The sequence below is a fragment of the Sphingomonas sp. Leaf339 genome (assembly GCF_001426195.1).
GTDB lineage: Bacteria > Pseudomonadota > Alphaproteobacteria > Sphingomonadales > Sphingomonadaceae > Sphingomonas.
In genome coordinates, this window is sequence record NZ_LMRS01000001.1 from 542,970 (window position 1) to 556,909 (window position 13,940).

The window sequence follows — 13,940 nt, forward strand, 5'->3', positions numbered from 1 at the left end:
CGGGGCGTCGCGATTCGCGCTCCGCGTCGCCGCTGTTGTCTGACCATCACCCGGTTTCCGATCGTTCTTCTGTCAGGGGCAGATCATCCGCCTCATCATGCCGCCCGGCCGATGCCGACGGCGCTTGGCGTATGGCTTTCTCAAGGTTCTGAAGCTAAGGCAAGCAGGTCGAACGAATAGGCGTGGGGGTTTCGAATGAAGATGGTCCTGGTGCGGGCGCTGGCGATTGCCGGCGCGGCGGCGTCGATGGTCGGCGGCTTGCCGGCAGCTGCACAACAGCAGTCCACGGCGCGGGCGACGGCGACCCTGCCCCCCTATCGCATCAATCCCGGCGACGAGCTGGAAGTCTACGTGTGGGGCGAAGAGCGGTTGCAGCGCGGCGTCCGCGTGCTCCCCGACGGCACATTCTCGTTCCCGCTTGCCGGCCGGATCGACGCGGCGGGCAAGCTGCCGGGTGAAATCGAGGCGGCGATCTCGCGCGGATTGGCGAGCCAGTTCCGTGAGCAGGTGCCGCAGGTGACGGTGTCGATCCGTACGCCATCAGGTTTCCAGTTCTCGGTCATCGGCAAGGTGCGGGCGCCGGGTTCGTTCACGCCGGGCCGCTACCTGAACGTGCTGGAGGCATTGTTCATCGCCGGCGGTCCAACCGATTTCGCTAATACCAACGACATCATCATCCTGCGCAAGCAGGGCAGCGGCCTGACCCCGATCCGCGTCCGGCTTAGCGATGCGATCAAGGGCAATCCCAGCGCCCGCGATCTGGCCGGCTTGCCTGAATTGCAGAGCGGCGACACGGTCATCGTTCCGTGACCATGCGCCGTCTCTCGATCGCCACGGTGTCGCTGAGCGCGATGGCCGTCATCCCCTGGGGCGGTGCCGGGGCGCAGATCACGACCGTCCCCTCGCTGACCGCGACGGTGGGCGGTTCCTATTCGACCAACCCGTTCCTGGGGGACGACCAGCCGGGCGCGGGATCGACCCAAGTCGATATCCGACCGTCATTGCTGCTGATCGATGGCGTCAATCAGGCGACCATTAGCGGTAACTACAACCGCTCCGATTATTTCTCGCGTTATGGCAGCAACGATGGGTACGGCATCGGGGTGAATGCCGGCACGCAGTTGAATCCGCGCGCGTCGCTCGGCCTGTCGGCATCGTACGACAGTTCGATCCTGGGCAATAACGGTGGGTTTAATATTCCCAACGTATCGACGATCACGACGCCGACGGCCGGGATTACGACCGGCACGACGGTGACGACGCCCGTCGCGACAGCGCCAATACTGACTACACCCGTGGTCGTCGGCCCTGATCTGACGGGTGTGAACGGCGATGTCGGCCTGATCGGTCTGCGGCAACGACGCAATCAGTTGTCGGCGCAGTTGAATGGCTCCTACGCGCTCAGCAGCCGGTCGTCGGCCAATCTCGGTATCTTCGGCTCGCGGGCAACCTATCCCGGCGGTAACGTGGTTCCCGGCAGCAACTCGCTGGTCTCGAACAACAAGAGCTATGGTGCCAATTTCGGCTATTCCCGGACGCTGTCTGAAGTGTCGTCAGGTGGTTTCCAGATTTCGGCGAGCAAGGTCGATTACAGCCGTGGACTGTCGTCGCAGATTTATACGCCCCGGCTGACCTATTCGCGCACGTTGTCGGAAATCTGGTCGTTCAACGCGGCGGTCGGCGCCGGCATCGTGAAGGACAGCCTGAACGGCACGTCGACGTCGTTGTCGGTGGAGGGATCGGTCTGCCGCCAGGGTGAACGGGGCAGCGGCTGCTTGTCCGTATCCCGGGTCCCCGGCGCGACCGGGTTGGGCGGCGTGACGGTGCAGAATCAGGTCAGCCTGAGCTATTCGCAGCGGTTGAGCGAAGTGTTGAACATCGGCGTCAACGGTTCCTACAACCATACCAACAACGGCATCGTCAGCACCGGAACCAGCCTGTTGAATGCCGGCTCGCAGGACCTGTTCTCCAGCGACGTCAGCCTCAGCCGGGCGCTGGGGCGGCGACTGTCGGCGGTTGGTTCGGTCGGTTATCGCTATGTTAATGGCGTGTATGCGAGTGGATCGGACCTGAGTGCACGGCTCGGTCTCTCGGTGTCGATTGGTGGACGTTGAATGAACGAAGGCTATTCCCAGGACATGGACAATGAGGGCAGCGGTGCTGGCTTCATTGCGTATCTGCCGTCCATCGCATGGCAGCGCCGCTGGTGGATCGTTGGGCCGCTGGTGGCGGGGACGATTCTGGGCAGCGCCGCGGCGTTCCTGATGCCGTCGACCTATCGGTCGGGTGCCACGTTGCTCGTCGAATCGCCGCAACTGCCCAGCGAGCTGGTCGGGGGGCAGGGCGCCAACAGCCTGATCGATCGCCGGATCGCCAAGGTGCGCCAGCAGATACTCAGCCGCCCCGACCTGATCGAACTGATCGAGGCGAACAATCTTTACAGCGAAGAACGGCAGAAGAAGCCGCTGTCGGCGATCCTCGACAAGATGCGCGGATCGACCAGCATCTCGCCCGTGGCCGCGGATATCGGCAATGGCCCGGGTTCCAACACGATCGCGTTCAACCTGACCTTCGATTATTCTGAGCCGCAAAAGGCGCAGATCGTCGCACAGGATTTCGTCGAGCGGCTGGTGAAGCTGGATGCCAGCCAGACCGCCGAACAGGCGACGGGCACGGTCGAGTTTCTGCAGGAGCAGGCAAATAGTCTGTCGGGCCAGATCAGCGCGATCGAACGGCAGATCGAAAGCATCAAGCTGACCAACGGTATGGCGCTGTCGAGCGCCAACAGCCTGATGCTGCCGGGCGGCAGCGATTATTCGGGCCAGATCGCCAGCCTGCAACGTGAGAATGCGCAGCTCGGCGTGCAGCTTCGCCAGCAGTCGGGCGCGATCGATCGCGATCCGGGTGTCATTGCGGCGGAGGCTCAGCTCGCCAGCATGCGCGCGATCTATTCGGACAATCATCCTGATGTCCGTCTCGCCGAACAACGTCTGGCCGAATCGAAGAAATTCGCCGCGACCAACGTGACGCGCGCCGATCTTGGCGCCCAGATCCGCAGTCAGATCGCGACCAACAACCAGTCGATCGCGAATCTGCAATCGGCGCAGGGCAGCGCGCAGGCACGGACCAGTGCGGTCGCCAGCGCACAGGCGCGGGCGCCGGCGGTGCAGGAGCAGATTTCGCAGTTGCAGTCGCGGGCCGACGGCTTGCGCAACAACTATCAGACGATCCAGACCAACCTGATGAACGCGCGCGGGTCCGCCCGGATCAGCGAGCAACAGCGCGGTGAGCGGTTGAGCGTGATCGATCCGCCGGTCGTGCCGGATCATCCTTCCTCGCCCAACCGGCCGATCCTGATCGCCGGCGGCATCATCGCCGGTGGCGGTCTGGGGCTGGCGATCGCGTTGCTGCTCGAACTGATTGCGCGGCCGATACGCGGCGTCGGTGCCTTGCAGGACATTACCGGCGAGCCGCCGTTGGTGATCGTACCGAAGCTGTTGCAGAAAAAGAAATGGTGGCAGACGTTGCTGCGTCGCAAGGATGCACCGGCCGCCGCGGTCACGAGCTGAGCACGGGAATTTGTCGATGAATTTTCAGTCCCCGGCCCCTTCCGGCTTGCCGATCATCGGCACCGAGCCCCGGCACTTCCTGCCCGTCGAGAATCTGGGCGAGGCGATCGTCGGCTTTCGCAGCCGGGATGAACGGTCGCGGCCGTTCAACCTGTTGCGCACGCAGATCGCCCGGCTGGTCGCCGGCGGCGTTCGGGTGATCGGCGTCACGTCCGCCACCCCGCGGGTCGGCAAGACGTTCGTCGCGTGCAATCTGGCCGCGTCGATGGCGCGACTGCCCGATCTGAAGACGGTGCTGATCGACCTCGATCTGCGGCGTGGTTCGGTGGCGGAGCGGTTCAACCTTCCGGTCGAGCGCGGCATGACGGAATATCTGGCCGGGCGGATCGACGATCTGTCCGAGATCGCGTGGGGCGTGGCGGGGCAGGAACTGACCATCTACCCGGCGGCGGTACGCAAGGTGCTGTCGTCCGAATTGCTGGCCGGTTCACGTTTCCAGGAACTGATCGCGGCGGCTCGGGCGATGCCGGAACAGGCAGTCGTCCTGTGTGATCTGCCACCGATCTTCGCCAACGACGATGCGATGATCGTGGGTGAGTTGATCGACGGTTATCTCATGGTGGTCGAGGACGGTGTCACCACCGCCAAGCAGGTCCGCGATTCGATGCGCCTGATGAAGTCGGTGCGCTGCTTCGGCACGGTCCTGAACAATTACGTTCAGGGTTTCACCGGCGATGATTATGGCTATGGCTACGGCAAGGGCAGTGGCTATTCGGATTACTACAATTGATCGTTGACGATGCAACTGCGGGCGGGACGATGTTTCGCAAGGTCTATTGTGTTCTCGGCGCGCGGTCATTGCGCTATGCGCGGGCATGCCTTGCTAGCATGCTGCAACAGTCGGACGAGCCGCTCGATCTATTCCTGTTGACCGATGCGCCCGCCGATGCAGTGGCCCTGCGTGAAGCGATGGAACCGCTCGTCGCGGGCACCGCGCACCGCCTGACGGTGTACGATCAGGCCGATGCCGACGCGCGCGCGGCCGACATCTTCCGTGATTATCCGGCGATCATCCGGTTCCGGGGCGGGCATCCGTGCTGGCGCAAGATCACCGACCCGGTACTCTACGCCGCGCCCGGCGAAGAAGTCATCATCATCGATCCGGACGTCTATTTCCCGAATCGCTTCACGTTCGAACCGACGCCGGCGACCGGCCTGTTGCTGATGTGGCAGCGGCCGAATTGCCTGCTGCCCGAACCACTGGTGCGCGATGCCTATGCGCAATCGGTGCCGATGGCGGACCACACCGATATCGGTGTTTGCCAGTTTCGGGCGCCGCTGCCCTATGCCGAGCTGGAGCGGTTGCTGGAAACGCTTGATACGCGGGCATATGCCCATTCGATGCATGTCGAGTCGATTGTCTGGGCGGCATTGGCCGAACAGATGGGTGGCGGGTATCTCGATCCGAGCAGCTGGCATTGCTACGGCAATACGGTCACCGGGCGGATCGCGCGGCGGCTGGGCCGCAGCGGGCCCGAGATGCTGCGCAAGCTGGCGTTCGGCCGGATGAAGGCTTTCCATGCCGGCGGGATCGCCAAGGACTGGCTGGTCGATGCCGAGCGTGAAGGCGTATTTGCCGATGGCTCGCCGCGGGTCGAAGCGACACCGGTGCGGCCGTTCGTTCTCTATCCGCTGGCCAAGTTCGAACGCAAGATTCGCATCCGCAAGCTCGCGCGCAAGCTGGGTCTCTATTCGGTGATAGGTAACGGCTGATGCCAGACGCCGCGACCGGCGATCGCGGGGACGGCCGACGGCGCATCCTGCTCGTCGCCCCCAATATCTCGCGCCAAATGGGCGGCGAAGGCCTGAAGGCGTTGCAGATTCATCTCGAACTGCGGGCGATGGGTCATGACGTCCGTCAGGTGACGCATGCGCGCGTGCGGGACGAGATGCGGCGCGACCAGCCCGATCTGGCGATCGATTATGTCGAGGACGATGCGGCGCAGATCTGGCTGCACCGGTTGCGGCTGAAGCCATTGCTCGGGCTGTTGAACGGATGGCAGCTCCACCGATTGAGCCGGACGGTCGCCGATCGGTTTGATCCATGGGTGGTTCACTTCACCTCGCCGATTTCACCCGTGCTGCCGTATTTCCGGATGCCGGGGCGGTCGGTGGTGATCGGGCCGCTTAACGGCAATGTCGCGCATCCGGCAGCTTTCCAGTCGCGTGAGCCGACCGGGAAGAAATTGGGCCGCGCGGTGCTGCGGCCGATGCAAGCGCTGCTTGGACTTCTGTTCCATGGCAAGAAGCAGGCACTATTGCTGATCTCCGGCGGCAAGCGGACGGCGGATGCGCTGGCGATGGGCGGCTGCACCGCTGATCAGTTCGTCTTCACGCTCGATTGCGGCATCCCCGACGCGCTGGTCGATCGCGCGCGGATCGCGCACGCCGGTGTCAACCGGTCGTTCCTGCATCTGGGCCGGCTGGTGCCATACAAGGGATGCGATCTGGCGATCAGGGCGCTGGCGCTGGCACACCCAGAGGCGACCTTGGACATCATCGGTGACGGCAGCGAACGGCCGGCGTTGCAGGCGCTGGTCGCGGAACTGGGGCTGGGTGAGCGCGTCCGCTTCGTCGGCTGGGTGCCAGCGGGGCCTGAATTGTACGACCGGCTGTCTGGATATCGTGCGCTGGTGCTGCCTTCTGTCGCCGAAGCCAACGGGATCGCGTTTCAGGAGGCGATGGTGCTCGGCCTGCCGGTGGTGTGCGTCGATTGGGCTGGGCCGCAGGAATTGCTGACCGCCGATGAAGCCATCATGATCGCGCCGACCAGCGAGGACGATGTCGTGGCGGCGGTGGCCGTGGCGATGGATCGGCTGGGGCAGGACGGCGCATTCGCCGATGGCCTGTCGGAACGCGCGCGGACCAAGGCGATGGCGCTGGGGTTCCGTTGGCGTGATCTGTTGACGCGGTGGCAGGACGTCTACGCCCGCGCGCATGACCGCTCCTTTCGTTCCTCCTGATCCGCACGACCAAAGCGAGTGACGATGCATCCGAGATTGCTGATGAACCCCCTGATGTCCGGGATCGGCGCCGCGCGACGCAGCCTGGCGAGCGACGCCGGCGTCGTCGTCGGGGTGATGGTGTTCCAGAATTTGCTGCGCATCGGCAGCTCGATGATCCTGACCCGCCTGCTGAACGTCGAGGCATTCGCGGTCGCCGGCATCGTGACATCGGTGATGGTGACGTTCGCGCTCATCTCCGACGTCGGCATCATCGCGTTCATGGTTCGGCACGAGCGGAGCCACGAACGCGAATTCCGCGATCAGGTGTGGACGCTGCGTCTGATCCGCGGGATCGTGCTGTCGATCCTGATCGCCGTGCTGGCGAGCACGGTCGCGGACTATATGCAGAAGCCCTATCTGCAATGGGCGATCGCGGCGGCCGGGCTGTTCTCGATCATCGACGGGCTGGGGTCGATGGCGCCGTTCACGGCGTTGCGCAATCGCAAGGTCCGGCTGCTCAGCGCGATCGACGTCATGAGCCAATTGCTGGGGGCGGCCATCACCATCGCGCTGGCGCTGGTGTTCCATTCCTACTGGGCGATCATCTTCTCCAGCCTGCTCGGCCAGTTGATGGGCGTGTTCTTCAGCTACAAACTATATCCCGATTCCGGGCAGCGTTTCAATTTCTCGCGCGAGCGGGCGGCCGAACTCTGGCAATTTTCGCGGTTCATCACCGGATCGACGATGCTGACGCTGGTCATCAGCCAAGGCGACAAACTGGTGCTGTCGCGTGCCTTTCCGCTCAGCATCATGGGGCTCTACGTGATGGCGGCGGGGCTGGCGGCGACGCCGGTGTCGCTGGTCGGCTCCTATGCGGGGCGGGTGCTGTATCCGCAATATGCCGAGATATTCCGTACCGATCCGGGCGCGCTGAAGGAGAAATTCTATAGCGTACGCATGCGGTTGTCGCTGCTGTACGCCTTTGCCGTCGGCGGTTTCATCGGTTGCGCGCCGCTGGTCGTGAACATCCTGTACGATCCGCGATACACCGACGCCGGTCATTATCTCCAGATCCTGCTGATCTCGACCTTCTTCGCGGCGGGCACGAGCGTCGCCAACGACATCATGATCACGATCGGCAAGACGAGCTACACCTTTGCCGCCAACATCGTCCGGATCATTTATCTGGGTGTCGGCGCCTGGCTGGGGTGGAGGTATTTTGGGCCGATCGGAATCATCTGGGTGGTCGGCACGGTCGAACTCGCCGGGCAGATCTATGCCTGGACCCGGCTCGCCCGGCTGGGCTTTTTCCGCCCATCACGCGAATTGCTCATCATCGCAGCGGGCCTTGCCGGTCTGGCCATCGGCTATGGCGTCGACGTGCTGGGGCATTCGGTCTTTCACATCCGTTGATCGGCGAATGTACCCCGCCGCCGCTGCTTGCCAGCCCGAACGGCCGGGGCGTAGGAGAAGATCGATGCCGCTGTGGTTTACGGCGCGGCGGGCGCCCGGGAGCGTGAAACAGGTGCGTGATTTGATCTTGGCTATCGCCGCGGCAGGAATGGGCCGCGGCCTTGCTCGGCTAGGCGGTCCCGAGGCTAATGCCGCCGATCGGAAGCCGGCATGACGGACCCTGTCCTGCCGCGCATCATCGATCGTCGCGTGACGGCGGTGATCGTCAATTATCGCACACCCGATCTGGCGATGGCCTGTCTGGCGGCACTCGACCGGGAACGGCGTTTCCTGCCGGGGCTGGACGCGATCCTGGTCGATGGCGGATCGGGCGACGGGTCGGCCGACATGTTGGCCGATGCGGTGAAGGCGGATGCGTTCGTCGACTGGGTGACGTTCCTGCCGCTGGCGTTCAACGGTGGCTTCGGCTGGGCGAACAACCAGGCCATCCGCCGCGCCTTGACGCGGAGCGAGCCCGCCGAGTTTATCTATCTGGTGAACCCCGATGCGGTGATCGAGGAGGGCGCGCTGGCGCTGCTGGTGGCGACACTGGTCGATGCGCCAAAGGCGGCGTCGGCCGGTAGCCTGCTGCTGTCGCCCGATGGGCATCCGCTCGGGTCTGCTTTCCGCTTTCCTACCGTTGCGCGCGAATTCTTGCGCGGGGCGAATACGCCTTTGATCGAACGGCTCGTCGGCAGCGCCCCGTTGGTCATCGAGGCGACCGAGACGACCGAGGCCGACTGGGTAACCGGCGCCAGCGTGTTGTTACGGGCGGAGGCGCTGCGGGATTGCGGCCTGTTCGACGAGGGCTTCTTCCTGTATTTCGAGGAGGTCGAGTTGATGCACCGCCTCGCCACTGCGGGATGGCGATCGCTTCATTGTCCAGCCAGCCGCGTCTGGCATGTCGGCGGAGCGGCAACGGGCGTGGTCGATGGTGCGAGCGCGCAGCGGCCATTGCCCGATTACTGGTTTCGGTCGCGTCGCCGGTTCTTCGCCAAAGCCTATGGGCCCTTACAGGCCCGGCTTTCTGGGATCGCGTGGCTGGGCGGCTATGCGATCTGGCGCCTGCGGGAGATCGCGGGCCTGGGCCGCGACAGTGCACATGCGCCGGGCGAATGGCGCGACCTGATCCGCAACGGCGTGGGGCCGTCCTCGCTCGACCGGGAAACCGCGATCGGCCGCTGGGATGGTCCGCAGGATCAACTGCCGCATTGGAAGACGCGATCATGACCGGTGCCCGGCCATCGCCTGCGATCATCGCGATCGGGCGCAACGAGGGAGAGCGGCTGAAGACCTGTCTTCGCTCGCTGCCCGCCGACGCGGCGCGCATCTATGTCGATTCGGGGTCGACGGATGGCAGCGTGGCCTTCGCCGAGACGCAAGGGGTGGAGGTCGTCACCCTGCCGCCCGGTACGCGCTTCACGGCGGCACTCGCGCGCAATGCCGGACTGGCGGCGCTGACCGGGCATCCGACCGAGTTCGTGCAGGTGGTGGATGGCGATTGCGAGCTCGATGCCGCGTGGCTGGATACCGCTGTGGCTGCGTTGACCGCGGATCCCGGCCTGGCCGTCGTGTTCGGTCGCCGGCGCGAGCGCTTTCCCGATGCCAGCATCTATAACCGCATGTGCGACGACGAGTGGAACGTGCCGGTGGGCGAGGCCAAGTCCTGTGGCGGCGATGCGTTGTTCCGCCGGGCTGCGCTGGATGAGGCGGAGGGTTACGCGCCCGAGCTAATCGCCGGCGAGGAGCCTGACCTGTGTCTGCGGCTACGAAAGACGGGCTGGCGCATTCGGCGGCTGGATGCGGAAATGACGCGCCATGATGCGGCGATGACGCGGTTCGGCCAGTGGTGGCGGCGCACCGAGCGCAGTGGCCACGCCTTTGCGCAACTGGCGTGGCGGCATGGTACGGCCGGTGATCCGCATTGGCGGCGCGAGGTGCGCAGCATGACGGTTTGGGCGGGCTTGCTGCCGATCCTGATTGTCGTCGCTGCGATCGCCATCGGGTGGTGGGTCGGGCTCGCCGTCGCGTTACTCTATCCGGTGCAGGTGGTGCGTATCGCGCGCCGGTTGCGGCATCGGCCGGGACTCGACGACCGGGCGGCATGGTCGCTGGCGTTCCATCTGGTGCTGGGCAAGTTCGCGCAGATCAAGGGCGCCGGGCTGTTTCATTGGCGGCGCCTGACCGGGCGGAGCGGATCGCTGATCGAATATAAGGGCCCGGAAGCGCAACGCGCATGACGCTGGGTGATCTGTGCCGGCGGGTAAAGGCTGATTGGCGGGCACATGGTCAGGACTGGACCAAGCCCGGTTTCCGCACCATCGCGGCCTATCGTTTCGGCGTCTGGCGGATGGGGGTGCGACAGCCGTTCCGGGCGCCGTTGTCGGTCCTGTATGGATGGGCGTTTCGCTGGTGCCGGAACATCTATGGTATCGAACTGCCCTACACAGCGACGGTCGGCATTGATGTCGTGATCGAGCATCAGGGTGGGATCGTGGTGCATGGCTCCACCGTGATCGGCGATCGCTGCATCATTCGGCAGAACTGCACGCTGGGCGTCCGCTCGCTCGACCGGTTGCAGGATGCGCCGGTGCTGATGGCCGACGTCAATGTCGGGGCTGGGGCGGTGATCCTGGGCCGTGTCACGATCGGGGCGGGGGCGGCGATCGGGGCCAATGCCGTGGTGCTGACCGATGTGCCGGCGGGCGCGCTGGCGGTGGGGGTCCCAGCGACGATTCGGTTGCGGGCCGTGCCGGACGCGCCCGGGGTCAGTCTACCCGGCTGATCACCCGCGCGGGGATACCGACGGCGGTGGCGCCGGCTGGTATGTCGGACGTTACGACCGCATTCGCGCCGATGCGGGCGTGATCGCCGACCGTCACCGGGCCGATGATCTTGGCGCCCGCCCCGACATCGACGTGGGCGCCCAGCGTCGGCGCGCCCTTGCCGGTGTTGCCGATCGTCACCTGCTGAAACAACAGGCAGTTGGGGCCGATTACCGCCCAGGGCGAGATGACGATCCCCGATGGATGCGGCATCATCAAACCGCCACCGATCCGCGATCCGATGGGGATGTCCGCGCCGGTGATGATCGACCAGAACCGATGACGTTCGGATGCAAACCGCCGCTTCAGCCGGGCGAAGGGGCCGCTGGCGGCCTGATAATCACGGATCGCGCGCAGCAGCGCGCGCGAGGGATACCATTGCAGCCGCCGCTTATGCTCCCGCGACCAGTCGGGTTCGACCAGGGTCGTCCGCGGCGGGGCCGGATCGTCGATGCTGCCGGTCATGCGCGTAATCTCTTTCCCGTGATATTGCGGCGTTCCACCGCTAAACCCGACTTTCCCCGACACTGACAAGAGGGGTTGGACGGGGAAGGCGTTGACGTTGCGCGTCCGATCGTCTTTGTCATTTCGACCGACGGCGTATCATCGGTGTACCACGGGGCGGGGGCGATCCGATCAGTCATGAACATCGCGTATCTCGTCAATCGTTATCCGACCGTGAGCCATACTTTTGTCCGCCGCGAAATCCTGGGGATCGAGGCGGCGGGTCACCGCGTCCATCGTTTCTCGATCCGCGCCGCGCCCGACGACCTGCCCGATCCCGCCGATCGCGCGGAGCGGGAGAAGACGGCGGTTATCCTGACCAAACCGGTGCCGCTGTTGCTGGGCGCAGCCGCGGTCGTACTGCGGCGGCCGGGCGGCGCATGGGCGGCGTGGCGCGCCAGCAAGGCGATGACGCCGCCGACCGCGCGCGGCTTCGTGGCGCGCGTGGCCTATCTGGCGGAGGCCTGTTCGCTCAGTTCGGCGATGCACCGCGCCGATGTCCGCCATCTGCACGCGCATTTCGGCACCAACCCCGCCGCCGTCGCGCGGATGGCGCATTTGATCTCTGGTATCCCATACAGTTTTACCGTGCATGGCCCCGACGAGTTCGATGAACCGCGCCAGCTCGATCTCGCCGGCAAGATCGCCGATGCGAAATTCACGGTGGCGATCAGCGATTATGGGCGCAGCCAGCTGTGCCGCTGGGTCGATACCGCGCACTGGTCGCGCATCGTGGTCGTCCGCTGCGGCGTCGATCTGGCGGCGATCGACGCGGCGCAGGGCAATGCCGAACCCGGCTTCGATTTCTGCTGCATCGCCCGCCTCGCGCCGCAAAAGGGACTGCCGATCCTGCTGGAGGCGTTGACGTTGCTGGGCGAACGCGGTGTGCGCCCGCGCGTGGCGCTGGTCGGGGACGGCCCGCTACGGGACGAACTGGAACGCGACATCGCCGCGCGGGGGCTGACCGGGCAGGTCGCCTTGCTGGGCAGCAAGGGCGGCGCGGCGGTCGCGGCGCAGTTGCGGGCATCGCGGGCGATGGTCCTGCCAAGTTTCGCGGAAGGATTGCCGGTCGTCATCATGGAGTCGCTGGCGGTCGGTACGCCGGTCGTGACAACGGCGGTGGCGGGCATTCCCGAGCTGGTCGATGACGGCTGTGGCTGGATCGTGCCGGCGGGGTCGGTCGAGTCGCTGGCGGATGCGATGGCCGAGGCGCTGTCGGCGGACGCCGAACGGCGCGCGACGATGGGTGCGGAGGGTCGCCGCCGGGTTTCGCACGATCATGATGCGGGTCGAAACGCGGCCATATTGCTGAAACATATGGAGGCGGCATGACGGTGATCGACCTGCTCTGCCTGCTGGTGGTCGCGCCGCTGATCCTCGCGACCGGCGTCTTTCTGGTAGAGGCGTTGGGCGGCGCCATTCCGCGCCGTGAGGCGCACGGTACTACGCCGCCCTTCGATCCCGCGTCGGCCGTCATCCTGGTGCCGGCGCATGACGAGGAACTGGGGATTGGTAAGGTTCTGGCCGCGATGCGCGCGGGCGTTCCCGCCGGCATGCGCATTCTGGTCGTGGCCGACAATTGTTCTGACCAGACCGCCGCTGTCGCGCGGGCCGCCGGGGCGGACGTAGTCGAGCGGCATGATGTCGAGCGGCGTGGCAAGGGTTTCGCGCTCGATCGTGGTCGGCAGGAAATGGCCGGCGATCCGCCCGCGTGCGTGATCGTGGTGGACGCTGATACCGTGCCGGCCGCCGGTGCGCTGGTCCGGTTGGCCGGCGCGGCAATCGCCTCCGCCCGGCCGGTGCAGAGCGCCTATACGATCGCCGTCACCGACGCCGATGGCAGCGTCGCCCGTTTTTCCGCCGCCGCCTTCTACATCAAGAACGCGGTGCGCCAGTTGGGTGCGGCCCGGATCGGCGCACCGGCGTTGCTGACCGGATCGGGCATGGCCTTTCCATGGGCGATCTTCACCGATCTGCCGCTGGCGACGGGACATGTCGCCGAAGACCTGATGCTGGGGGTGCAGTCCAGTCTGGCAGGGCGGCCGCCGTCGTTCGATGCGCTAGCCATCGTGCTCGGGTCCGCGAGTTCCGATCGAGGCACGGCGGTGCAGCGGCGCCGATGGGAGTCGGGCTTTTTCCAGGTGGCCGGCGACAGTGCTGGCGCGCTGTTCCGGCGTGCCGTCACCACCCGTCGCCCCGGTCTGGCGTGGCTGGGCCTGCATCTGTTGACGCCGCCGCTGGTGCCGCTGTTGATGCTCGACACCGCCGCGTCGCTTCTCTTGATGGTGGCGTTCGTCATCGCGGGGGTCGGTGGCGCGGCGATGGGTATCCTGATGGTGATGACGGTCATGGCGATGCTCGCCGTTGTCGTCGCGTTGGTTGCCCATCATCAAACGGCTTTGTTACGGGGCTGGCGCGATGTACCGCGCTACGTCGTATGGAAGCTCGGCCTGTCGTTGGCGGCGCTGGTACGGCGAGAGCGGACGTGGATCAGAACCGATCGGGACTGATCCGGGTTGAGTTTGCGCGATATTAATCATGCTATCTCTATCAAGGCGACGAAGGGGTAGAACGGGGGAATGGGA

13 protein-coding genes are annotated in these 13,940 nt (G+C 65.4%); 12 read left to right on the forward strand and 1 reads right to left on the reverse strand.

The features are described 5' to 3' along the window. Positions 1-195: 195 nt before the first annotated feature. The 10 genes from ASG67_RS02530 (at position 196) to ASG67_RS02575 (ending at position 10,811) form a co-directional block, all read left to right on the forward strand. The gene (locus ASG67_RS02530) at positions 196-810 is read left to right on the forward strand and encodes a polysaccharide biosynthesis/export family protein (RefSeq protein ID WP_235535012.1); all 615 of its coding nucleotides are present in this window, start codon (positions 196-198) and stop codon (positions 808-810) included. Next, a complete protein-coding gene (locus ASG67_RS02535) occupies positions 807-2,114 on the forward strand; it encodes a hypothetical protein (RefSeq protein ID WP_156460606.1) in 1,308 nt (435 codons plus the stop codon). Before ASG67_RS02530 ends, ASG67_RS02535 begins: the two co-directional genes overlap by 4 nt. After that, on the forward strand, positions 2,115-3,569 hold the full coding sequence (locus ASG67_RS02540; RefSeq protein ID WP_056524778.1) for a GumC family protein: 1,455 nt from the start codon (positions 2,115-2,117) through the stop codon (positions 3,567-3,569). It begins immediately after the preceding gene. 16 nt (positions 3,570-3,585) lie between these two features. After that, positions 3,586-4,359, forward strand: coding sequence for a CpsD/CapB family tyrosine-protein kinase (locus tag ASG67_RS02545; RefSeq protein WP_056524781.1), 774 nt, complete (start codon positions 3,586-3,588; stop codon positions 4,357-4,359). Positions 4,360-4,388: 29 nt separating this feature from the next. Next, on the forward strand, positions 4,389-5,342 hold the full coding sequence (locus tag ASG67_RS02550; RefSeq protein WP_056524784.1) for a hypothetical protein: 954 nt from the start codon (positions 4,389-4,391) through the stop codon (positions 5,340-5,342). After that, positions 5,342-6,592 (forward strand): glycosyltransferase family 4 protein, encoded by a 1,251-nt coding sequence (locus ASG67_RS02555; protein WP_056524786.1) that lies wholly within the window; start codon positions 5,342-5,344, stop codon positions 6,590-6,592. The genes ASG67_RS02550 and ASG67_RS02555 overlap by 1 nt, the downstream gene beginning before the upstream one ends. Positions 6,593-6,634: 42 nt before the next feature. Next, positions 6,635-7,987 (forward strand): oligosaccharide flippase family protein, encoded by a 1,353-nt coding sequence (locus ASG67_RS02560; protein WP_056524789.1) that lies wholly within the window; start codon positions 6,635-6,637, stop codon positions 7,985-7,987. A 210-nt stretch (positions 7,988-8,197) separates the two neighbouring features. Then, on the forward strand, positions 8,198-9,256 hold the full coding sequence (locus tag ASG67_RS02565) for a glycosyltransferase family 2 protein (RefSeq protein ID WP_056524792.1): 1,059 nt from the start codon (positions 8,198-8,200) through the stop codon (positions 9,254-9,256). Beyond that, the gene (locus tag ASG67_RS02570) at positions 9,253-10,266 is read left to right on the forward strand and encodes a glycosyltransferase (protein ID WP_056524795.1); all 1,014 of its coding nucleotides are present in this window, start codon (positions 9,253-9,255) and stop codon (positions 10,264-10,266) included. Before ASG67_RS02565 ends, ASG67_RS02570 begins: the two co-directional genes overlap by 4 nt. After that, entirely contained in the window at positions 10,263-10,811 is a 549-nt protein-coding gene (locus ASG67_RS02575; RefSeq protein WP_056524796.1) for a serine O-acetyltransferase, read from the forward strand. Before ASG67_RS02570 ends, ASG67_RS02575 begins: the two co-directional genes overlap by 4 nt. Here ASG67_RS02575 and ASG67_RS02580 read toward each other — a convergent pair. Then, complete coding sequence (locus ASG67_RS02580) at positions 10,795-11,316, reverse strand: serine O-acetyltransferase (protein ID WP_056524799.1); 522 nt, start codon at positions 11,314-11,316, stop codon at positions 10,795-10,797. The two genes, ASG67_RS02575 and ASG67_RS02580, sit on opposite strands and share 17 nt — an antisense overlap. 177 nt (positions 11,317-11,493) lie before the next feature. Between ASG67_RS02580 and ASG67_RS02585 the strand changes: the two genes are divergently transcribed. Together ASG67_RS02585 and ASG67_RS02590 are read left to right on the forward strand one after the other, a co-directional pair. Next, positions 11,494-12,687: a glycosyltransferase family 4 protein gene (locus tag ASG67_RS02585; RefSeq protein ID WP_056524802.1), complete on the forward strand. Its 1,194-nt coding sequence runs from the start codon at positions 11,494-11,496 to the stop codon at positions 12,685-12,687. Next, the gene (locus tag ASG67_RS02590; RefSeq protein ID WP_056524804.1) at positions 12,684-13,865 is read left to right on the forward strand and encodes a glycosyltransferase family 2 protein; all 1,182 of its coding nucleotides are present in this window, start codon (positions 12,684-12,686) and stop codon (positions 13,863-13,865) included. Before ASG67_RS02585 ends, ASG67_RS02590 begins: the two co-directional genes overlap by 4 nt. The last annotated feature ends 75 nt before the right edge of the window (positions 13,866-13,940 follow it).

Excerpts from the sequence above, each read along its gene's own strand:
- ASG67_RS02570 (WP_056524795.1), top strand. The coding sequence starts at position 9,253 with ATGACCGGTGCCCGGCCATCGCCTGCGATCATCGCGATCGGGCGCAAC.
- ASG67_RS02555 (WP_056524786.1), top strand. The coding sequence starts at position 5,342 with ATGCCAGACGCCGCGACCGGCGATCGCGGGGACGGCCGACGGCGCATC.
- ASG67_RS02585 (WP_056524802.1), top strand. The coding sequence starts at position 11,494 with ATGAACATCGCGTATCTCGTCAATCGTTATCCGACCGTGAGCCATACT.
- ASG67_RS02545 (WP_056524781.1), top strand. The coding sequence starts at position 3,586 with ATGAATTTTCAGTCCCCGGCCCCTTCCGGCTTGCCGATCATCGGCACC.
- ASG67_RS02575 (WP_056524796.1), top strand. The coding sequence starts at position 10,263 with ATGACGCTGGGTGATCTGTGCCGGCGGGTAAAGGCTGATTGGCGGGCA.
- ASG67_RS02540 (WP_056524778.1), top strand. The coding sequence starts at position 2,115 with ATGAACGAAGGCTATTCCCAGGACATGGACAATGAGGGCAGCGGTGCT.
- ASG67_RS02580 (WP_056524799.1), bottom strand. The coding sequence starts at position 11,316 with ATGACCGGCAGCATCGACGATCCGGCCCCGCCGCGGACGACCCTGGTC.
- ASG67_RS02560 (WP_056524789.1), top strand. The coding sequence starts at position 6,635 with ATGAACCCCCTGATGTCCGGGATCGGCGCCGCGCGACGCAGCCTGGCG.
- ASG67_RS02530 (WP_235535012.1), top strand. The coding sequence starts at position 196 with ATGAAGATGGTCCTGGTGCGGGCGCTGGCGATTGCCGGCGCGGCGGCG.
- ASG67_RS02565 (WP_056524792.1), top strand. The coding sequence starts at position 8,198 with ATGACGGACCCTGTCCTGCCGCGCATCATCGATCGTCGCGTGACGGCG.
- ASG67_RS02590 (WP_056524804.1), top strand. The coding sequence starts at position 12,684 with ATGACGGTGATCGACCTGCTCTGCCTGCTGGTGGTCGCGCCGCTGATC.
- ASG67_RS02550 (WP_056524784.1), top strand. The coding sequence starts at position 4,389 with ATGTTTCGCAAGGTCTATTGTGTTCTCGGCGCGCGGTCATTGCGCTAT.